Consider the following 21,222-nt stretch of genomic DNA (forward strand, 5'->3'; position numbering starts at 1 on the left):
GATGAGGTTCATCGGGCGCTGTAAAAAAGTGTCAACTTATATCAGGACTAGACACGGACGTTTTAGAGCTAAGATCAGGCTTCTGGTGTTAGGCCATCAGCGCTCTTTTGTTCGCGCTGAACACTCCTGAATTCAATCAGTACCAGTACTGCAGGCACTACCAGAAGGATCAAAGCGGTGCCGAAGGCCAGACCAAAGACCAGAGAGGTTGCCATGGGGATCAGGAATTTCGCCTGCAGTGAGGTTTCGAACAGGATAGGCGTCAGCCCAGCGATCGTGGTAAGAGAGGTTAGCAGTACCGCCCGTAGCCGCTGGCAGGCCGCTTCCTCAATCGCTTCCAGCACCCTCATACCCTCGGCTCTGAGTTTCTGGTAGAAGGTGATCAGAACGATGGAGTCGTTAATCACAATGCCGGACAGACCAAAGAAGCCGAACAGCGAAAGCACGGTCAGATCCATACCCTGAACAAAGTGACCAAAAATAGCACCGGTCAGTCCAAAAGGGATCGCGACCATAATCGCCAATGGCCAGCGATAGGACGCAAATACCCAAGCGAGAATAATATAAATAAGGGAGAGACCCAGAATCAGACCGGTTCTCATATCTGCCATCGTTTCCTGCTGGCTGGCGGCTCGACCCTCATAGCTGATCCGTACCGGATATTGTTGCCGTAGCTGAGGAAGTAACTCCTGTTCCAGCTGGCTGATAATCTGGTTGGAGTTGGAGATATCATCATCCACATCAGCCATCACGATGACCGATAGTTCGCTATCAATTCGTCGCAGCAGATCCTGCCCCTTGCGGTATTCAAAATTAACCACCGTACTTAAGGGAACGCTGTTGCCGTTGGTCAGAATGATCGGCATCTGTTCCAGACTGCTGAGATAATTGCGCTGGCTTTCCGGCAGACGGATACGAACATCAATATTGTCATCTCCCTGATAGAAGCTCTGTATCAGAATTCCTTCCAGTGCGCCTCTCAGTTGGCGCCCTACAAAGCTGATATCCAGCCCCAAGGCTTCTCCGGCCGGGGTCAGAGAGAAGATTAGCTGTTGGCTGCCAAAGGGCAGGTCATCATCGATATTACTGACACCAGCATAGCTCTTCAGGCGATCCTGAATCTGCAGGGAGAGCTGCTTAAGCAGATTGATATCCTGACCGGAGACTTTTAGTTCAACCGCTTTTCCCGGTGGACCGTTGCGTGGCTGAGTGATCACCAGTTTTTCAAGACCTGCGGGCTCTGCTGTTCGATTGCGCCACTCAGCCATGAGTGCTGAGTTGCTGATTCGGCGTTGTTCTGCTGGCACCAGAGCGACGGTCAGACTACCAAATTCATCACCGAGGCTTTGGCCGTTAACTCCGGAATCCAGGGCCGCCATGTGATGATGTATCACCACATGATCCACCAGCTTCTGATCGAAGTGAGATTCTGTTTCTTTCAAGGCCAATGTCAGGCTGTCCAGATAATCGTAGATCTGTTCTGGGGGCGTACCTGTGGTGAACTGTACCTGAGCGGTCAGAGTGTCGCTGTCTACTACGGGGAAAAAGGTGAATTTAACCCGCCCACCAGCGAGCAGACCAACGGCAATAACTAAAAGGCCCAGGGCTGTTGCCAGTGTTGCTGCACGGTGATGGACTGCATAGCGCACCATGCGTCTGAAGCTATGGTCACGAAAATGATTAAAGCGGGCGTCAAATCGTTGTCGCCACGGGCTCTCTTTCTGATTACGCCCCTTACGGAAGCTGTGATTGAGGTGGCCGGGTAAAACCAGAAAGGACTCCACCAAGGATGCTGCGATAACGCAGGTGACCACAATGGGAATATCCACCAGAATATTGCCGATTACACCGCCGACCATAAACAGAGGCAGGAATGCGGCAATTGTCGTGAGAGAGGAGGAGACTACAGGTGCCAGCATTCTCTGGGCCCCACCGATGGCGGCGTGTTCCGCCGGTTCGCCTTGCTGGACATGGGATAGCGTGTCTTCACCGACTACGATGGCATCATCGACAATAATCCCCAGGGCCATAATCAGGCCGAAGAGGCTGATCATGTTGATACTGCCACCAATCAGATAGAGCACCGCAAGTGTCGCCAGAAAAGAGACGGGGATCCCCACGGCAACCCACCAGGCAACACGTACATTCAGAAAGAGGAAGAGAATAGCAATAACCAGAATCAGGCCGCCAAGACCATTGTTGAGCAGGAGCTGAATACGCTCCTCAAGAAACTTCCAGCGCTCGTTGTAGGCGATAACCTCAATACCTTCCGGTAACTGGGGCTGAATTTCCTGAAGCCATTGCTTCATGATTTCAGCGGACTCCAGAGTATCATCTGCCAGTGACCGCTGGAGTTTAACCTCAATGGCGGGGCGGTCTTCGTAGATAATCTGATGCTGGTCATCCTGTTCCTGCAGCACCACCTGAGCGATATCTCGGAGCAAGAGATATTCGCCGTTCTGATTGGCTTTGATCGGCAGTGCCAGAAAGCCCTCAACATCACGCTTCTGATTGAGGCCCCGGATCTGCAGTGAGCCGTCTTTTTTAGCCGCGATCCCTGCGGGGATATCCAGACTCCGGGATCGAATAACACCGGCAAGCTGCTCCAGATTCATCCCGAGCTCATGCAGGCGCTCTACCGAAACCTGAATACTGATCTCCTGCTCCGGCATTCCCGTCAGTGTGATTTTACGAATGCCCCACCGTAAGAGCTGATCTTCAATATTCCGCACAAAGGGGCGCAATTCTTCCCGGCTGTTCTGGCCGACAACCAGAAGAGTCGCGATATCGTCGTAGCGGATAACCTGTTGTATCAGGGGCTCTTCGGCTTCTTCCGGCAGTGTTGTGATGTAGGAAACCTGCTGTTTCACCTCATCCAGAACCTTGTCGAGATCGGCAAACTCTTCGACTTCCAGGCGAATCTGAGACATCCCTCTGCGCGAATCCGCGTAGACCTTGCGGATATAATTAACGCTTTTCAGCTGCTGCTCAATGGGGATGGTTATTGCGTCCTGAACATCTTCGGCACTGGCACCGGGCCAGATAACTTGTACGATCACTACATCCAGTTCAAATTCCGGGAAAAACTGGGTGTTCAGCTTATTCAGCCCCATTAGCCCTGCAAGAATCATCAGGGACATAAGAAGGTTAGCCGCTACCTTATGGGTGGTAAACAGTTGTACGAATCCTCTGACCAAGCCTTCCTGCTGCATCAGTTAATCTCCGCTTCGGGTGATGGCTGGATATCATCAGATGGTTCTTTTGTCTGATCCGGTAAAACAACCCGTACCGGTAAGCCACTAATAGCGTTGGGTAGCTGGGTAGTCAGAATCTGACTTCCTGGGGGAACTGTCTTTGCGGAAATTAAAATACTGAGTTGGCCCTGTTGATTCTGAATGGTGCCCAGTCGGCGTACTTCATGGCTGACCAGTTTGCCATCCGCAACCTGATAGATACGGTTTTGTCCGTAAAAGGCGGTTCCAGGCAGCGCGATTGCCTGTTCGACCGTAGGAAGATAAAGCGTTGCAGCCAGTGGTTGGCCGATCGGTAGCATTTTGAGTAGTGGTGACTCCGGATCAAAACGGAAAAGAGCATCGATCCCACCCTGACCAGCACGCACCTCTGCACTGAGATTACGAAGTTTCAGCGGTATCTGTTGTCCCTGATAATGAGCGACAGCTTTCAGTTTCAGTGCCTTGGGATCGTTTACACCATGGGTTAGGTCATTCAGCTGGTGCAGTAAATCTCCGGGTAGCTGGGCCCGCAGTTCCATCTGCTCCTGAGAGTAGAGTGTTGCTAGACTTTTTCCGGGACTGACCCTGTCTCCGGGGGCAACCAGAAGACTGCTGATGCGGGCGTCAAAAGGAACTTTTGTCTGGGTTCTTTCCAGATCCAGTTGAGCTTGCTGGTAAAGTGCTTTGGCTTTGTCCCGCTGCGCGGATAGCTGAATCAGGCGGTTTGCAAAGTTCTTTATGCTGAGCTCCCGGTTAGCTAAGGTCATTCGTTGACGAATGAGCGCTTGCTGAGCTTCATCCAGCGCTGATTGAGAAGCGGACCCCTGGCGCACCAGAGACTTCAGGCGCTGTACACTGGCCTGATTCAGCTCCAGTAATGCCTGGTCCTGCGTCAACAGGGCGAGGTTATTCTTTTGTTGCAGTTTCTCGTTGTTGATCAGGGCGTTCTGGTTATCCAGATCTGCTTTTCTTTGCTGGAGCAGAATTTGGCTGTCACGGTTATCCAGTTCGATCAGGATATGCCCTTTGGGCAGCAGATCTCCTTCCAGAGCATGAATCGCAGTGACATAACCGTTTACGGCTGAGGTGACATGGGTCTGAAAGGGGGATTCGGTTTTACCCAAGAGTTTAACCTGAGGCGTAAAAGCGGCAGGTTGAGCGATGATTGTGCTCACTGGCCAACGTTTATTACTGACCGGTTGAGCGTCTGGTTTGGGCTTTGTCAGTTTGAGCAGTGCAAATATCGAGATGGCTATAAAGAGAATAGAGAAAGCGGCAAAAAAAGGTTTAAACGCTTTTGAGCGATCAGAAAGCCCCATGCTTGATCCTTGTTTTAGTTCTGCGAAATGTCTACAGGGAGTTAAATGTCTTCCTGTACGGATCGGAAGATCTTTTCGGCGTATCTTAAACTCTCTGGTGTAGATTTTATATTGATTTTTTCTAATATTTGGCGGCAGGAGTATGTTATAGCTTCTGACGGGGGGTTGAGAGTACGGCAGAGAAAAGAAAAAGGGCTGTTCGTTGCCGAACAGCCCTTTCAAGCGATCTTCATGGAGGCGCGTGCAGGTGTGTGTCAGCGCAGTAAAATCTCACCGGCTTCAAGGTAGAAGGTTACTTTGCCAAAGTCCTCTTTCAGTACCCGTCCGGTATCTGCGATAACGATGTTGCATCCGGAATAAGCTTTTTTAAGTGCCTTTACTCTTGATTTGCGACGCGCCTGGGCTTCCTGCTCAAGCTCATGGCGTCGTTGTTCAAGGGCGGCCATTGCATTGCTGATGGTTTCCCGGGCTTTGAGAATCTGTTCTTTTTTTTCGGGGGAGATGCGGCGCTTTTCTTCCCGGATGCGATGAATCAGTGCCTTAAGTTGTTTTGCCTGCTCCATACCTTCTTTCAGTTTTTGCTGGACCTTGCTCATTTCGTCTCGTACAGCATCCAGAGGCCCGACTTCAAGCAGTGTAGGAACCGATGCAAGGGTCCCCAGTTGGCCGGCTTCAATATAATCCGTGGCCAGAGTGTGGCCACCAACTAGTTGCCCAGCTGCGGAAAGTTTCACAGAGTCAGTTGCCCAGAGGCGGCTATGCATGATGAGTTTCTGAGCAACGATACTGGCGTTGCATTCAACCCAGGCATCCTGAATAAAGCGGGCTTTGATATTACCTTTGGCGCGTACAACAGCATTCTCTTTTGTCGGTTGGTCCGCTGATAAACTTGGCGATTTCTGGCCGATGATGCCGCCGCCAATTTCGATATTGCCTCCGGAAACAACTGTCGCATTATCAACAAGGCCGCCGATTTTGATATCTCCGGTTGCCTCCAGCAGCATGCCAGGGTTTACCCCTTGTTTAACCTGGACACTGCCATCAAAACGAATATTGCCAGAGCCCAGATTAACCTCATCCAGCTTCAGTATGTTTTCAACGTGTACGCCCTGATCGGTAAATACCGGCATGCCTTTAATGGTCGAAACATAGGTGTGCCGGTCAGCGTAGTCGGGCCGAACACTGGCATCGAGTTTCAGTTTCTTTTCTTTACCGTGATAGGCCTTCAGGGCTTTACCGCTTACAGAGAAACCATCTTCACCGGGAACCGGTTCGGTAATCTTAAATAGTGGTGTTTCTTCAGGCAAAACCGGAAAATCACCCAGTTCGCGGAAATCAACCTGATCTTTTGTGCCCTTGAGGAGCTTTGGTCGCCGTTCTGAAACTTCTTCAACCAGAGGAATCAGCTCGCCATCTTTTCCATCTTTGGGCTTTTGGCCAAAAGCGATCAGATAGCAGCAGGGTTCTTTGATATTCTGGATACCTTCAGCGGAAAAGAGTTTGTCGATTAACTCGTTATCAAGGCCACGGAAAATACGGTTTTTCTGAAGGGCTGTATCAAATATTTCTCGGGAAGGGGGGAGACCTTTACCCAAGGCAGGGGTAATTTCAACACCAGCAATTGTCTGGTCCTGCGTGACATAAACATGAACTTCTGAATCAACAGGGCCGCCAATCTCAATTTCAAAACTTCGATGTTGCTCCACACCTCGCGCAAGATCGTTAAGCCGGGCTTCGTAGAGCGGAAAATCATCTTCGCTGTATCCGGCCTCGGCAATCATTTGACGAACCGCATCAGTAGAAATAGATAGGGCCTGCGGGCCAGGCTTGAAACGTGCTATGAGTCGATTGCCGCTGTCACTAACAAAAAAATCCAAACCAGTCGAATTTTCTTCGTTAACAGATTCTGGTGCGGTTTGATTTTCTGCTTGGTCTTGCGCAGGCGGAGTGTGTGTCTTTTCTGCAACGTCCATATTGGTCTGACTATCGTTATTATCGTTCGGGTTCATAGCGTTTGATCGCCCTGAGGAATTACAGTCTTAATTAGCTGACTTCATCATAAAGTGTATTCAGATTCCACACTTATAATAGGAGGACAACGATTTTTTACCATTGTGTGACCTATGTTAACGAAAGAGAAAATGTATTTAGTACTCTGTTTTTAAGATCTGAGCACAGCTATGCGTGAATTTTATATGCATTTTTGAAATGCTATTTTTTTGTATTAATATTCGTGAGAAATAAAGGGGTTAGCGTAGGCAAGTCTGATATTTCAGGTTATTATCCCTCCAGATTGCTGCCTGGGTTTTGATGTAATTGCAGATCGGACTTACTGCTTTTTGCCGGACATTCCTGAGGCAGCGGCGGTAAAACATGTCAGATTAGCTTCGTAGATAAAGCAAAGTTATAAGGATTAAAGGGTATTTAATGGCTGATTCATCTAAAGTTCGCGAGTTGCGCCTGAAAAGGTTGCTGGGTATCGTGCTCTTGTCAGAGTTGATGTCCGGGAAGCGCAATTTGTTGAATGTGATGCTCGATAAAGGCACCACGATGGAGAAAGACCGTAAAGAACTTGAACTCCCTCCATTACCGCATAACGCATGGCAGGGCCTCCCCCTGAAGCAGCAGCTTCGAAAAGCACGTCTTGAGTCTGCTATTCTTGCACTTTCAACTGAAGACCGTTCAGTTAATACCAAAAAGAAGCTGGTTTATCAGGATCATATCTACGCACCATCGCAATCTTCTGCGAATGGCAGCAATTCTTAAACAATTTCCACTTTTTTTGCCTCAGGCTATACCTTCGTTTAAAAGACTATCGCATAATTAGCCCCCGTTAAAACTGAGCCTTTGCTCAGCTGCTTCGATTTGAATTTATGAGTTTCCTAGTCCGAGGGTTTCTATGACTGTCCATGTAATCAAACATCCGCTGGTTCAGCACAAGCTGGGTCTGATGCGTCAACACGGTATCAGCACGAAAAGTTTTCGTGAGCTTTCATCTGAAGTTGGCACCCTTCTGACTTATGAAGCGACCAATAGTCTGGAAATGGAACATGTGACTATTAAGGGGTGGGACGGCTCTGATATTCAGGTTGAGCATATCAAAGGTAAGAAGATTACTGTTGTGCCGATTCTGCGCGCAGGCCTTGGCATGATGGATGGTGTGATGAAACTGATCCCCAGTGCCAAAGTGAGTGTTGTTGGTCTGCAGCGTAATGAAGAGACTCTGGAACCTGTACCTTACTTTGAAAAGTTGGTGGGTAAGATTGATGAGCGAATCAGTCTGGTTATTGACCCGATGCTGGCAACCGGTGGCTCCATGATCGCCACCATCGACATGCTGAAAAAGGCAGGCTGCAAAGACATTAAAGTCATTGTTCTGGTGGCGGCTCCTGAAGGTGTCGAGCGTACCCTGGAAGCGCATCCTGATGTGGAGATCTTTACGGCGTCGGTTGATGATCACCTGAATGACAAAGGGTATATCATTCCAGGTCTTGGGGATGCCGGAGATAAGATCTTTGGTACCCTTTAAGGTTGTTCTTTGTCCTGCTCAGTCTATGGCCGGGCAGGGCTTCTCCTCTCTGAAAAGCTTTTCTATTAAAAAAATAATCCGGGTGTGACATGACCTCTGAAACTCAGTTCGCTTCGGCGACCTCTCCTAAAACAATTCTGACCGGGGCGCAGATGCTTTTCGTCGCCTTTGGTGCATTGGTACTTGTGCCATTGCTGACCGGTCTTGATCCCAACGTTGCTTTGTTTACTGCCGGTTTTGGTACTCTGATTTTTCAGATTGTAACCCGTGGTAAGGTGCCTGTTTTTCTTGCTTCTTCATTTGCGTTTATCGCGCCAATTATTGCCAGTGTGCAAAGCTGGGGGATTCCAGCCACTATGGGTGGTTTGCTGGCGGCAGGTATGGCCTATCTGTTGTTGAGCGGCATTGTTCGCGTCAAAGGGGCCGATGTATTGCACCGAATTCTTCCTGCCGTTGTTGTTGGTCCGGTGATCATGGTGATTGGTTTGGCATTGGCGCCGGTTGCTGTGAATATGGCGATGGGGAAAACCGGCGATGGTTCTGCGGTACTTGTGGCATACGACAAAGCAATCATTGTTTCTATGTTCTCTCTGGTTGTGACGCTGTTGTTTGCCGTGTTCTCCAAGGGGGTGCTTCGCCTGATTCCTATTCTTGCCGGTGTTGTTGCTGGTTATCTGTTGTCTCTGTTTATGGGGATGGTGAGCTTTGTACCGGTTCATGAGGCGGCTTGGTTTGCTGTTCCATCCTTTACTTTGCCTGAATTCCATTGGCAGGCGATTCTGTTTATGGTTCCCGTTGCCATCGCCCCGGCAATTGAGCATGTGGGTGATATGGTGGCGATCAGTCAGGTAACCGGGAAAGATTACCTGAAAAAGCCCGGCCTACATCGCACCTTATTGGGTGATGGTCTGGCAACTTCCAGTGCTGCTCTGTTTGGTGGTCCGCCCAATACAACTTATTCCGAAGTTACCGGTGCGGTTATGCTGACCCGAAACTTCAATCCGGTTGTGATGACCTGGGCCGCGGTGTTTGCCATCGTGCTGGCATTCGTTGGGAAGATGGGGGCTATTCTGCAAACGATACCTGTACCTGTGATGGGTGGGATTATGACTCTATTGTTTGGTTCTATTGCCGTTGTCGGTATGAATACTTTGGTGAAATCCGGTCAGGATCTGACTGCGCCGCGCAATCTCAGTATTGTTGCTCTGATTCTGGTATTTGGTATTGGTGGTATGTATATCGGTGGTGGTGATTTCAGCCTTCAGGGTGTCAGTCTTTGTGCCATTGTTGGTATTGTTCTGAACCTGATTCTGCCAAAACACCTTGGCGAAGACGATGTAAAATAAACAATTGTACTGGTTGGCCATTACGATAAAAACCTTCGGCTTGTGCCGGAGGTTTTTTTATTTGGGTGCGTTATGTGTCGATACCCTGAGAAATATATAGATATTAGATTAGTCTAAGAAAGTGTAATACTATCAAAGGTTCATTTTATGCGCTTCAAGGGAATCAAGCGTCGGCCACAGGCGGTGTGATTTAGGTTAAGCGAGCTTAGGGTGGAATATTTATGCAAGAGAAAGAGATAGTTCAATCTGGACGTGACGTGCAGGAAGACTATTGTATTGCCCGTCAACCTATCTGTGATCAGAATCTTAAGCTCGCTGCCTATGAACTACTTTATCGGAACAACGCTACAACGGTTAATGCCAGTGTCAGTAGCCCCCATGAAGCAACTGCACGGGTCTGCACCGTTGCTTTTATGGATATAGGCATTGATCGTCTGGCTGATAAGCACCCTGTTTTTATTAATATGACGGATGAGTGGCTGTTAAAAGGCGACATGCTGCCGGAGCCTGCAGAGCGAATTGTGCTTGAAGTTCTGGAAGATATTAAGCCTACCCCGGAAGTGCTGGCCAGTCTGAAAAGCCTCCGGGCACGAGGCTATAAGATCGCACTTGACGACTTTGTGCTGACGCAGGAGACAAAGCCTTTTTTGCCTTATGCTGATCTGATTAAGCTGGATGTGATGGCTTGTTCGATTGAGGTGCTGGAAAAAAGAGTGTCTATTCTTAAGCGCCTTAATGTTCCCCTGTTGGCTGAAAAAGTTGAAACCTGGGAAGAGTTCGAAGCCTGTAAAGCGATGGGTTTTTCTCTGTTTCAGGGGTATTTTCTTTCCAAGCCGGAAACGATGCAAAGCCGTCCAAAATCGGATAGTGGCATCGTACTGACTCAGCTGATGGCTATGCTGCATCAGGCTGACCCGGATGTAACTCAGATTGAGCAACAAATCTCAAGAGACCCTCAGCTTTATTACCGGATTTTACGCTATATCAATTCTGCTCAGTATTCTTTACCCCGAAAGATTGAAAGTCTGCGTCAGGCGATTGTTCTTCTGGGCTTTGATAACCTGAAGTCTTTGGTCAGTATGATGGTATTGGCTGGTTCGAGCCGTCGTGGCGATACGCTGATGCCGATTGCTTTGCTCCGGGCGAAAATGTGCGAGTGTCTGGCCGAGAAAACGGGTAAGCACCCAAAAGAAAGCTATTTTACGGTTGGTTTGCTTTCCATGTTGGATGCTTTTTTTGATCGCCCACTGCCGTCTATTTTAGACGATCTCTCTTTGCACCCAAGTGTTGAGTCAGCTTTGATTGGCTATGAGGGTAATTTGGGGGAGGTGCTAAAGGTGATAGAAGCCTATGAGAAGGCAGACTGGGTCTATGTTGAGCAAAGTGCTTTTGAGCGAAATGTGCTCACAGAGTGTTATGTTGAGGCCATGGCCTGGGCTGATGAGGTCGTTGGTGTTGCTACGTAAGCTTTAATAGTGCTGTAAGCTGAATTTTTCTGAGTCGCTGACGGGGCTGCTGAAATAGATTAGAATTGTATATCTGTACAGTATTGAAGGTTGCAGGTATGCGCAAAATTATTCACGCTGATTGTGACTGCTTTTATGCCGCTGTTGAGATGCGTGATAATCCCTCCCTGATTGATAAACCTATCGCCGTTGGCGGTCATGCCGACAAGCGTGGGGTTATTGCAACCTGTAACTATCCCGCCCGTGCTTTTGGGGTGCGCTCGGCTATGCCTACGGGGCAGGCCCTGAAGCTTTGCCCGGACCTTATTCTCTGCAATGGACGGATGGAGGAGTACAAAGCCACGGCTAGTGCGATTCGGGAGGTCTTTTATGAGCTGACGGATCGTGTTGAAGTAGTTTCTATTGATGAGGCCTATCTGGATGTCTCTGATGTGACAGACTTTCAGGGTAGTGCTACCCGCATGGCCCTCTGGCTGAAAAGCGAAGTTATCAGACGTACCGGGGTGACTATCTCGACGGGAGTTGCCGGTAATAAGTTTCTGGCAAAAATTGCCTCCGATTGGCAAAAACCTGATGGCCTGTTTGTAATTACTCCTGACCAGGTTAATGATTTTATCCTTAAGCTGCCTGTTGGCCGTATTCATGGCGTCGGCAAGGTAACAGAGGAGAAGATGAAGCGCCTTGGTATTGAAACCTGTTCTGATCTGCAGCAAAAGACCGTTAAGCAGTTAACTGAGATGTTTGGCAAGTTCGGTCTGACCTTGTATCAGCGTGCCAGAGGAGAGGACTACCGGGAAGTTATCACCGAGCGCATCCGAAAATCCGTCAGTGTTGAACGTACCTATTCAGAGAATATTACTCAGCAGTCTGCTCTGGATGAGGCTCTTGATCGGCTGATTCCCATATTGGCAAGGCGCTATCAGGGTTACGAAGATCGTCAGATTCGCAGTGTCTTTGCTAAAGTCCGCTTTGCTGACTTTGCCTCAACCACAGTAGAAACAGCGTTCAGTGCCGAGTATGGGGGCGGAGCAGGGCGACAGACCGCATCTTCAGGGGATCCTGGCGGACTCCGGCATAACCTCAGTGAGGTTAAAGCGAATGATGCCCCGGCATGGCTTAATAAAGATTTTTTTCAGCCTCTGGTACGCGAGGCTGTCAGTCGTGGGTCATTGAATATTCGGCTTCTGGGTATCGGTGTGCGCTTAAGGGACCCCGCCGGTCCTTCTGAACAGCTCTGTTTATTTTCTGATTGAACCGGTTTACAGGGTGTTCACAGGTGATCCATGATGCTATGGATATTTTTTTCTTCATCTCCCTGTTTTCCTTAGTGATATTTTGAGTCAAATTGCATAGGATGGCGTAATCAACTTTAAATTTTCATGTTTACATTTTTAGCCCCCGGAAGTGTTGCACTATGGAAAGCTTGGCCGTTCAGGATCTGTCTATTGTTCTGGTAGAACCCTCTAATACCCAGCGAAAAATCATCATTAATGAACTCGTTGAAGAAGGTGTAAACAATATCGAGGGTGTCGGTAGTGCCCGTGAAGCCTATGCTCGTCTGAAAACGTTTCAGCCGGATCTTCTGATCACTTCTATGTACCTGCCGGACGCTACTGCGGCTGAGCTGGTTGAACTCTTACAGCGGGACCCTCTGACGGCCGATGTACCTGTTATGGTGGTTTCCAGTGAGCAGAATTACGATAATCTCGAAGCGGTCCGTCAGTCTAAAGTACTGGCACTACTGCCTAAGCCTTTCACCCGCAACGACCTTCATCGCGCCTTATTGGCAACCATCGATTACATCAATCCGGATGAACTGTCCCTAGATCTATACGATGTTGAGAGCCTGCGGGTTCTTATTGTTGATGACAGCCGCATGGCCCGTAAGCATCTGGCTCGTGTGATGAGCCAGATCGGTATCAGTGATATCACAGAAGCGGTAGATGGCCTTGATGCCCGTAATATTATCGAGCACCAATCCTTTGACCTGATTCTGACGGACTACAACATGCCGAATATGGATGGTCAGGAACTGATCAGCTATATCCGCAACGAGACGGAGTTGTCCCATGTGCCTATTCTGATGGTGACCTCTGAAGAAAACGAAACCCGTCTGAGCTCGGTAAAACAGGCTGGCGTTTCAGCGCTTTGCGATAAACCTTTTGAAGTAACTCAGGTGAAAGGCCTGCTGGCTTCTCTGCTGGATGGTTGAGTCTGCCCTACGATAGATGCCCTGTCGGTAATTTACTGACAGGTCAGACCCGCATACAGTCAACCGGCACATAACAGGGATGTGTCGTAGCCGGAGTATTTAATGGTATTTGAATTGAAGCAAAAGCCCTCTCAAGCGATCCTCCCGGATCGTCGTATGACCTTCACCACGGATGTTCCTGTGCGTGAAGTGATTCATCACAGTCTGCTGAGTTGCTCATCTGATGCAACGTTGCACGATGCCGCTTTGCAAATGAATAAACACCATGTCAGTTCCATATTGGTCATGGATTCGGGTGAGCCGGTGGGGATCTGGACCGAAGCAGATGCCCGAAAGCTGGATTTCGCAGATCACCTTCTGGGTGAAAAGCGGATTGGCGATTATATGAGCTCTCCGGTGGATACTGTTGACGGTGAAGAAAGCCTGAGTGAGATCGCGCTCAAGTTTCAGCGTCTGCGTCGTCGTCACTTTCTTGTGACTGATAAAAATCACGGTCCGATTGGTGTTGTTTCCCAAACGGATGTGATTCGTTCTCAGGGGTTGGAACATTATCTCTGTATGCGCAATGTGCGTTCAGCACTCAATCAGGCCCCACTGGTTTTGGATGAAAGGCTGTCTCTGGCTGAAGCGGTTAACCGTTTGCGCGAAAGTCAGCGAGATGCTGCGGCGGTGAGACGATACGACCCTGAACGCTATAGCATTATTACCGAGCGGGATATTGTTAACTGGATTGCCTCCGGTGTGACCGGAAAATCCCTGCGGGATGTCTGCAATAACGAACTCTATGCTGTTGATGAAGAGACAGGGCTTTTGCAGGCCAGTAATCTCCTTAAGCAGAAAGGTTTTCGACATCTTGGCGTGATCAATCAGCGTGGTGGCCTGATCGGTATCCTCTCCTACGGTGATATTCTGGATAGCGTTGAGTACGAGTATGTCAACCGCCTTCAGGAGGCATTGCAGTCCCGTGATGAAGCTCTAAAAGCATCTACTGCCCATCTTCGGTTGGCTCAGCGGGTCATCGAGGCCAGTCTTGATGGCATTATTATTACCGACAAGCGCGGCATTATTGAGTCGGTTAATCCCAAGTTTACTCAGGTGACCGGTTACAGTGAGGTGGAAGCGATTGGTCAGAGTACCAAGCTGCTGAGCTCCGGTCGCCATTCTCCCGATTTTTATCAGCATCTCTGGACTGAGCTGCAAAGCAACGGTTATTGGCAGGGAGAGATCTGGAACCGACGTAAAAATGGTCAGGTTTACCCGGAATGGCTGACCATTACGGCGATCTATGATGATGAAGGCGATATTGCACAGTTTGCAGCTATTTTCAGCGATATTACCGACCGTAAGAAAGATGAAGAACGCATCCGCCGCCTGGCCTTTTTTGATGATCTGACCGGGGTTGCCAATCGCCGCCTGTTTCAGGATCGCCTGGAGCAGGCGATCTCCAACGCCCAGCGCCATCAGCACCGTCTGGCGGTACTGTTTCTTGATCTGGATATGTTTAAGCGCATTAACGATTCTCTGGGACATGTGGTTGGCGATGAAGTGCTGAAAGTGGTTGCCGGACGTCTGGCGCACACGGTTCGGGAAGGGGATTCCGTCGCCCGGCTGGGCGGTGATGAGTTTACCGTTATGGTGCCGGAGATAGAGACTATGGAAGGTCTGATGGTTCTGGCCCAACGGATCAATGAATCGATCAGTGAACCCATCTCCATTGGCAGTCACGAGCTCTATATCTCCACCAGTATCGGTATCAGTATCTACCCGGATGATGGTATGAGCTCTGAGGATCTGATCAAGAATGCTGATGCGGCCATGTATCGGGTCAAAGCCGATGGTCGAGGGAGTTTCCACCGTTATACCGACTCACTGCATCATGACTCCGTACGAGAGCTGACGATTGAAACCCGGCTTCGCAAAGCGATCAAAGATCAGGTGTTTCAGGTGAAATATCAGCCAAAAATTGAGCTGAAAAGCGGCAAACTGATCGGTTTTGAAGCCCTGCTGCGCTGGCACGACAAGAGTAGCGGGTTAGTGGTTTCTCCGGCGGAGTTTATTCCTGTGGCGGAGCGCTTGGGCTTGATCGGTCACTTGGGTGAGTGGGTACTGGAAGAGGTTTGTCGTCACCTCATGGGTTGGCATAAAGCTGGCCTGGAGGTTGTTCCTATTGCGGTAAATATCTCTGTTCAGCAGCTTATGAAGGGGGATCTGGCCGCAACGGTTCGACGCATTGTTCAGAATAGCGGTGTCCAGGCTCACTGGTTGGAGCTTGAGGTTACCGAAAGCTGTTTTATTCCGGAACAGGCAGATCGTATCGCTGATATTCTTCATGCTTTACGTATGCAGGGGCTGCGAATCTCCATTGATGACTTCGGGACAGGTTATTCCTCTTTGAGTTATCTGCGCCGGCTTCCGTTGGATGCGCTTAAGATCGATCGCACTTTTGTCACAGATGTTGCACATAATGAAGATGATGCCCGACTGGCCTCAACCATTATCGCTATGGCTAAAGGGATGGGGTTGAAAGTTGTTGCTGAGGGAATTGAAAATCAGGATCAGTTGAGCTTCCTGCAGAGCCATAACTGCAATGAGGGGCAGGGTTTTATGTTTGCTAAGGCAGAGTCCGAGGCGCAGGTGCATCAATGGCTGTCTGAAGGTTGGAACCCCCTTGTTTCCGGCGTTTAATCGATTGAACTAAAGTATTTTAGGCGAATCCATGGCATCAACGAATACTGTTCAGATGAGCAAGTCTTCCGCTTAGACTATAAACAAAAGAGGCTTGTCCGTCGGTAAAGTTGAAGACTTGCTACAGAATTCCGTTGCTTATTGAGTGCCATAGTTGATACTCAGCTCAAAAAAACGACAGGAGGTCGTGATGTTTGAAGGGATGATGGTTATCACACTGGCGTTAGCCTATATGACGCTAACGCCAAACAGCCAGATCGGCGCACAGCAGATTCTGGCGATTCTTCTGATGTTGATCTATCAGGTGCTTTATCAGATGGTGCCGCCTGCAGTCGGTGAGGGCAGTTTTTATGCGGGTCGCCTGTTTGGCTTTCTGCCTTTGCTGGCACTGGCGATGATTCTTTTCCCAGTAATCGGCGTGCAGCTGTCTGAGGCTATAACCCGGTTCATTGGTTGGTTTGCACTGATAATGACCTCCTTTCTTTTACTGATGTTCAAGTTTGTGATGGCGTAAACCTTATCGTCCGATCTTTCGTATCACCTGATCCACTTGTTTGAGAAGGTGATACGCATGACTTTTACCCCGGATGAACATTCCCGCATTATTGAGATGGCTTGGGAAGACAGAACCCCGTTTGAGGCCATTGAACATCAGTTTGGTTTACCGGAAAAAGCGGTGATCAGTCTGATGCAATCCAGCCTTAAACCCTCCAGTTTCAGACTCTGGCGCAAGCGTGTCAGAGGCCGCAACACCAAACATCTTCAGTTACGGCCGCAAGGCGTGAGCCGAGGCTACTGCCCAACGCAATACAAACACAGATAAAGAGTCAGAATATCGGTAATCGGCTTCCGTAAACTGACTTTTTACTGCCTTTTCTATATCCTTAGTGGCTCCGATTGCCACCGTTTTAAGATGAGTTTTTATGTTGCCTAACACCACCACCCGTCTCAATAAATACATCAGTGAAAGCGGTATCTGCTCCCGTCGGGATGCGGATCGTTTTATCGAGCAGGGTAATGTGTATATCAATGGCAAGAGAGCTCAGGTGGGGGATCGCGTTTCCCACGGTGATGAAGTCAAGGTCAACGGCCAGCTGATTGAGCCGCCGGAGCATGGTGATTTTATCTTTATCGCCCTCAACAAGCCGGTGGGTATTGTCAGTACCACCGAAGGTTCTGAGAAGGACAACATCGTCGATTATGTCGGTCACAGTCATCGGATTTTCCCTATTGGCCGACTGGATAAAGACTCGCAAGGGCTGATCTTTCTCACCAACAACGGTGATCTGGTGAACAAGGTGCTGCGCGCCGGTAACAACCACGAGAAAGAGTATCTGGTGACCCTGAACCGCCCGATCAGTGATGAGGCGGTAGAGGGTATGGCCAATGGTGTGCCGATTCTGGGTACCATGACCAAAAAATGCCTGGTGGTAAAAGAAGGCCCTAATCTGATTCGCATGACACTGGTGCAAGGGCTTAACCGTCAGATTCGCCGTATGTGCGAATACTTCGGTTACGAGGTGGTCAAGCTGGAGCGGGTGCGCATTATGAATGTCAGCCTGAAAGGTCTGGCGTTAGGCGACTGGCGTGACCTGACGGAACAGGAACTGACCGAGCTGTTGAAAGCGGTGGAAGATTCCAGTTCAGAAGCACCGGAAGGGCGTCGCAGTCAGGGGGCGAAAAATTCCAGCAACCGTAATGCTGGCAGCAAAGGCAATAACCGTGGTGATCACTCATCGGGCGGTCAGAACACAGGTGTCACAGGCAAGAACAAGCGTCCGGTACGTGGTCAGCAGGCCGGTGGACGAGGCGATAGTCGCCCCGAAGGGGCTGGTCGGGGTAAAGCCGCCGCTGCTAAAGGTAAGCGTCCTCCGGTTAAACCAACCACCGGCAAAGGTGCGATTAAAGGCGGTAAGCTCTCGGGTAAAGTAGCGGCCCGTGCGGCAGCTGCTGCGGCGAAAGGCAAGGGCAAAGGTGCGGTTAAAGGTAAACCAGCGGGTAAGCGGACTCCGGCCAAAATGGGAAAAGGCGGTAAGCAACGTTAAGCGTTGGTGAACGCTACGGTTTGGTTGAAACTCTTCCTGTGAGCCGTTAGGGTAAAAGAACTTCTATTCCCAGAGATAAGGAGGACCCATGTCACACGAAGGTTATCACGAGCCCGTAAGTGAGTTATCTGATGAAACCCGGGATATGCACCGGGCGATTGTTTCATTAATGGAAGAGCTGGAAGCGGTCGATTGGTACAACCAACGCATTGATGCCTGCAAAGATGAAGAGCTGAAGGCGATCCTGGTCCATAACCGCGATGAAGAGAAAGAACATGCGGCAATGGTGATGGAGTGGATTCGTCGCCGTGATAAGGTGATGGATAAAGAATTAAAAGATTATCTGTTTACCGATAAAAAGATTGCCCACGATTAAACGCTAACCTGACTGAAAACAGGTTCTCTTTTAAATCCCGTAAAGCCCCCCGCCTTGACTCAAAGCGGGGGGGGGGCAATTCCTGCTCCAAAGCATCGGAATACTATTGCACTCTGGAAGTCTGCAAGAGGTGATAAGTCTTCAATAAGCTAAAATCGTTCAAAAATCGGTATCAAGCCTGCGTAGCTGCATAAAAGCTTCGGCGGCTTGGAGTCCCACGCTGTACCCACGGTGTTTTGCCAGGATTTCTATATGCTCATAGCTCCGGCTGTGCGGTGCAGGGCGTATCTCAGCGTCGTAGGCCTGCAGCGCTTCTTTTTTTTGTGGCAGATAACTCGCGATATCGACATAAAGATTTGGGATAAAAGGGGGCAAGTCTGACTGCTGCCAATCTGTACTTGAGAGAACTTCAAAAGCATAGATCTCTTTGACGCTCAGGCCAGGTTGAGGGCGGCAGGCTGTCATAAGCGCATGGTTCGTGATTTTATGGTCAATATTGAGATCACTGGCATGATGGGTATAGATGGTGTCGGGTTTTAATTCCGAAATAACCTGCTCAATCTCTTTGACGATGTGGAGCAGGGGGACTGCATCCATCTGGTTATCCGGAAAGCATAGGTTTTTAGAGGAGTGAGTTCCCAGTATTTGGGCCGCTTTTTTGGCTGACTCCAGTCTGAGTTGAGCGGCGGCACTCTGAACGCCCCGGGCACTGACACCGTCGGTCATAAACAACAGGTGTACTTCATTTCCAGAGGCAATGTGGCGCGCAATGGTGCCGCCACAGCCTAGCACTTCATCGTCAGTATGTGCCGCAACGATCAAGACTTTTTTCATTTCTTGTCAGCTACAAAGTTGTAGGACGCAAGCTCCCAGCCAGTCCCGTCTTCAATAATCTTATGCTGCATGTGGCTGAGCGTGAAATCGGAAAAGAGTGTTTCCAGGTGGGCTTTGTCAGAAAAGTGAACATTGCCCAGATTGGCAAAAGAGCGGCTTTTGGAGTTAAAAGTGCGCGTCCACTCGTCAACTTGTTCAATGCAGGCTTCCGGGTTGCTGAAGTCTGAGTAACGGGTTGAAAACCAGTCGATGCCGATAAATTTTCCCTGTTCCGTTAATGCTTCATAGATGTTGGAAATGGTCGAAGTAATGCCCTGTGTATCGTTATGAGTAATCGCTCCCCGATCAATAATCAGGTCAAACTTTCCGGCCGGCAGTTCTTTTGAAAAATCCATCACGTGCAGTGCATCCTGCAGTTCAGGATAAGCTTGTTTCAGATTGTTGATGGTGCTTGCGCTGCCATCAACAGCGGTATAGTTAACATCCAGGCTAAGGAAAAAAGGGATATTGGCACCCGCTCCGCAGCCAACCTCAAGCACTTTAAAGTCACTGCCAGTCGGACGGGCATAGCGCATGACATAAGAGACTAGATCGGACCAAGGCCAGCGACTCAAATGATTACTTGATGCGTATTGTTGTTCCCATTCGTTAGAAAATCCCATTACTGTTCCCTTATATTTGTTAGTGGGTTTGTCGCTGAAGATTCTTTTTTGTCCAGATAGCGAACTGCATTTTTGCCGCAATTAAAAATCAAATCAAGTACCGATAAATGCGAGATAAAGTGATCTGATTTTTGCGGATACTCCGGGTGTTGGTAATCGTGAAACAGCAGATCAATATTGCTTTCTCTGAAGCTGTTTATATCGAGATAATCGCGGCCAAACGGACCTGAAATATACGTATTGGCGTTAAATTTCTTACACAGATCCAGAACCAGGTCGCTTTTTTTACCGCTATAGTGGATTTCAGAAGCATAGATGATGCTCTTTTGTATCCCTAAGTAATCAAGCAAAGTCTCAGTATTTTTTCTGATGCACTCACCCAGAAACTTACACTGATCTGCTGTGTTGAAAAAATCATCCAGAATTGGCATAAATTCAGTATAAAAAGGTGTCTTTGCATAAGCCTGGCTGATGGTCTTACGGTGCTTTTTGATCCAGTTGCGGCTGTGGTCTATTTCCACATCTTTAATTGCTAGGTTTCCGAATCGTCCGCTGGTTTTTAACGGTATGGTGAGAGTGACTACCTGCCCGTTTGTTAATACCCTGTTGCGGTTTGTCATACTGTTTTTTTCAAACTGGACGTCATCCAGAACAATATGTATGTCTGATAACAGGATTCTTTCAAAGTAACCCAACCAGGGTAAATATGCGGGTTGATTAATCGATACTATCATCTAAAAGACCCTTATTGCGCTGCAGATAGCATCGAGCTCAGCGGTGCTCAGTGTGGGATAACATGGGATAGACAGCATGTGTTTTGTATTGTACTCCGCACCGAGAAATGCTTTCTGAGTGTGTCTGCCAAGCACTTCGTGGGCTTCTACCGGAATAATTGAAGCTATGTTGTGCTGGTGCAGATGGCTTTGCAGTGCGATAAGCGTATCGGGGTTATCAAGAGAGATAATTGCTCGGAATCGAACGGCTTTTAAGCCTGCCTCCCGAGGTTCCAGAAGCGGTAAACCCAGATGTTTATAGCATGTGAAAATATGCTCACGTTGTGTGATGAATTCGCTGAAAAATCGTTTTAGCTGTACCTGACCAACCGCGGCCTGTAAATCGGTCATCTGAAAGTTAAAGCGCAGTTGTGCATCAGACTTGGTATCAAAATCGATAAAGTCTCTCAGCCTGTCTGCCATTAAGCGGTCTTCAAACATAACTGCACCGCCCTGCCCACCGCTGGTCATAAGCTTTGTGGCATAAAATGAGAATACGGATACCGGAGATTCACGGCCAACCGGGCGACCATCCAGTGTTGCGCCCAGTGCTTGTGCGCAGTCTGCAATTGTGATGCGTCTGTACCGGTCTGGTATTCGAGTTGGCAGGCCAAAAAGGTGGGGGTGAATCAGCAGATCAAATGTTTCTGAATTATCAAAGTTGAGCTCAGTCGTTCCCGGGTGAACATCCAGGTAAACCGGGATCGCACCGGCAAGCTGTACGGCATTTTCCAGGCTGCTG

18 protein-coding genes are annotated in these 21,222 nt (G+C 49.0%); 11 read left to right on the forward strand and 7 right to left on the reverse strand.

The window, feature by feature from the left end; all coding sequences use genetic code 11:
- Positions 1-74: 74 nt before the first annotated feature.
- From AC4GL5_RS16475 to AC4GL5_RS16485, 3 genes are all read right to left on the reverse strand, one after another.
- Complete coding sequence (locus tag AC4GL5_RS16475; protein ID WP_490383895.1) at positions 75-3,212, reverse strand: efflux RND transporter permease subunit; 3,138 nt, start codon at positions 3,210-3,212, stop codon at positions 75-77.
- Positions 3,212-4,552: an efflux RND transporter periplasmic adaptor subunit gene (locus AC4GL5_RS16480; protein WP_490383896.1), complete on the reverse strand. Its 1,341-nt coding sequence runs from the start codon at positions 4,550-4,552 to the stop codon at positions 3,212-3,214. The genes AC4GL5_RS16475 and AC4GL5_RS16480 overlap by 1 nt, the downstream gene beginning before the upstream one ends.
- Before the next feature lie 254 nt (positions 4,553-4,806).
- Positions 4,807-6,561, reverse strand: coding sequence for a flagellar assembly protein A (locus AC4GL5_RS16485; protein WP_490383897.1), 1,755 nt, complete (start codon positions 6,559-6,561; stop codon positions 4,807-4,809).
- Positions 6,562-6,979: 418 nt separating this feature from the next.
- On the opposite strand from AC4GL5_RS16485, the gene AC4GL5_RS16490 reads away from it, so the two are divergent.
- From AC4GL5_RS16490 to AC4GL5_RS16540, 11 genes are all read left to right on the forward strand, one after another.
- Positions 6,980-7,318 carry a hypothetical protein gene (locus AC4GL5_RS16490; RefSeq protein WP_490383898.1) on the forward strand — a complete coding sequence of 113 codons (339 nt, stop codon included), beginning with the start codon at positions 6,980-6,982 and terminating at the stop codon, positions 7,316-7,318.
- A gap of 133 nt (positions 7,319-7,451) precedes the next feature.
- Positions 7,452-8,081 carry a uracil phosphoribosyltransferase gene (upp, locus tag AC4GL5_RS16495; RefSeq protein ID WP_490383899.1) on the forward strand — a complete coding sequence of 210 codons (630 nt, stop codon included), beginning with the start codon at positions 7,452-7,454 and terminating at the stop codon, positions 8,079-8,081.
- An 89-nt stretch (positions 8,082-8,170) separates the two neighbouring features.
- Positions 8,171-9,427, forward strand: a complete 1,257-nt coding sequence (locus AC4GL5_RS16500) for a uracil-xanthine permease family protein (protein ID WP_490383900.1) — start codon at positions 8,171-8,173, stop codon at positions 9,425-9,427.
- A 221-nt stretch (positions 9,428-9,648) separates the two neighbouring features.
- Complete coding sequence (locus AC4GL5_RS16505) at positions 9,649-10,893, forward strand: EAL and HDOD domain-containing protein (RefSeq protein WP_490383901.1); 1,245 nt, start codon at positions 9,649-9,651, stop codon at positions 10,891-10,893.
- Between the two features lie 98 nt (positions 10,894-10,991).
- Positions 10,992-12,146, forward strand: a complete 1,155-nt coding sequence (gene dinB, locus AC4GL5_RS16510; protein WP_490383902.1) for a DNA polymerase IV — start codon at positions 10,992-10,994, stop codon at positions 12,144-12,146.
- Between the two features lie 161 nt (positions 12,147-12,307).
- A complete protein-coding gene (locus AC4GL5_RS16515; protein ID WP_490383904.1) occupies positions 12,308-13,105 on the forward strand; it encodes a response regulator in 798 nt (265 codons plus the stop codon).
- Between the two features lie 102 nt (positions 13,106-13,207).
- Positions 13,208-15,790, forward strand: a complete 2,583-nt coding sequence (locus AC4GL5_RS16520) for an EAL domain-containing protein (RefSeq protein ID WP_490383905.1) — start codon at positions 13,208-13,210, stop codon at positions 15,788-15,790.
- A gap of 190 nt (positions 15,791-15,980) precedes the next feature.
- Positions 15,981-16,304: a hypothetical protein gene (locus AC4GL5_RS16525; RefSeq protein ID WP_490383906.1), complete on the forward strand. Its 324-nt coding sequence runs from the start codon at positions 15,981-15,983 to the stop codon at positions 16,302-16,304.
- 57 nt (positions 16,305-16,361) lie between these two features.
- Positions 16,362-16,613 carry a TIGR03643 family protein gene (locus tag AC4GL5_RS16530; RefSeq protein ID WP_490383907.1) on the forward strand — a complete coding sequence of 84 codons (252 nt, stop codon included), beginning with the start codon at positions 16,362-16,364 and terminating at the stop codon, positions 16,611-16,613.
- A gap of 100 nt (positions 16,614-16,713) precedes the next feature.
- Positions 16,714-17,835 carry a 23S rRNA pseudouridine(2604) synthase RluF gene (gene rluF, locus AC4GL5_RS16535; RefSeq protein WP_490383908.1) on the forward strand — a complete coding sequence of 374 codons (1,122 nt, stop codon included), beginning with the start codon at positions 16,714-16,716 and terminating at the stop codon, positions 17,833-17,835.
- Positions 17,836-17,923: 88 nt separating this feature from the next.
- On the forward strand, positions 17,924-18,211 hold the full coding sequence (locus tag AC4GL5_RS16540) for an encapsulin-associated ferritin-like protein (protein WP_490383909.1): 288 nt from the start codon (positions 17,924-17,926) through the stop codon (positions 18,209-18,211).
- Positions 18,212-18,370: 159 nt separating this feature from the next.
- Here AC4GL5_RS16540 and AC4GL5_RS16545 read toward each other — a convergent pair whose 3' ends face one another.
- The 4 genes from AC4GL5_RS16545 to AC4GL5_RS16560 all read right to left on the reverse strand — a co-directional run.
- Positions 18,371-19,045, reverse strand: coding sequence for a PIG-L deacetylase family protein (locus tag AC4GL5_RS16545; RefSeq protein WP_490383910.1), 675 nt, complete (start codon positions 19,043-19,045; stop codon positions 18,371-18,373).
- Complete coding sequence (locus AC4GL5_RS16550) at positions 19,042-19,707, reverse strand: class I SAM-dependent methyltransferase (RefSeq protein WP_490383911.1); 666 nt, start codon at positions 19,705-19,707, stop codon at positions 19,042-19,044. Before AC4GL5_RS16550 ends, AC4GL5_RS16545 begins: the two co-directional genes overlap by 4 nt.
- Complete coding sequence (locus tag AC4GL5_RS16555) at positions 19,707-20,441, reverse strand: WbqC family protein (protein WP_490383912.1); 735 nt, start codon at positions 20,439-20,441, stop codon at positions 19,707-19,709. Before AC4GL5_RS16555 ends, AC4GL5_RS16550 begins: the two co-directional genes overlap by 1 nt.
- On the reverse strand, positions 20,442-21,222 hold a 781-nt coding region (locus AC4GL5_RS16560; protein WP_490383913.1), incomplete at its 5' end, for a DegT/DnrJ/EryC1/StrS family aminotransferase.

Source organism: Oceanospirillum sp. (assembly GCF_982874595.1).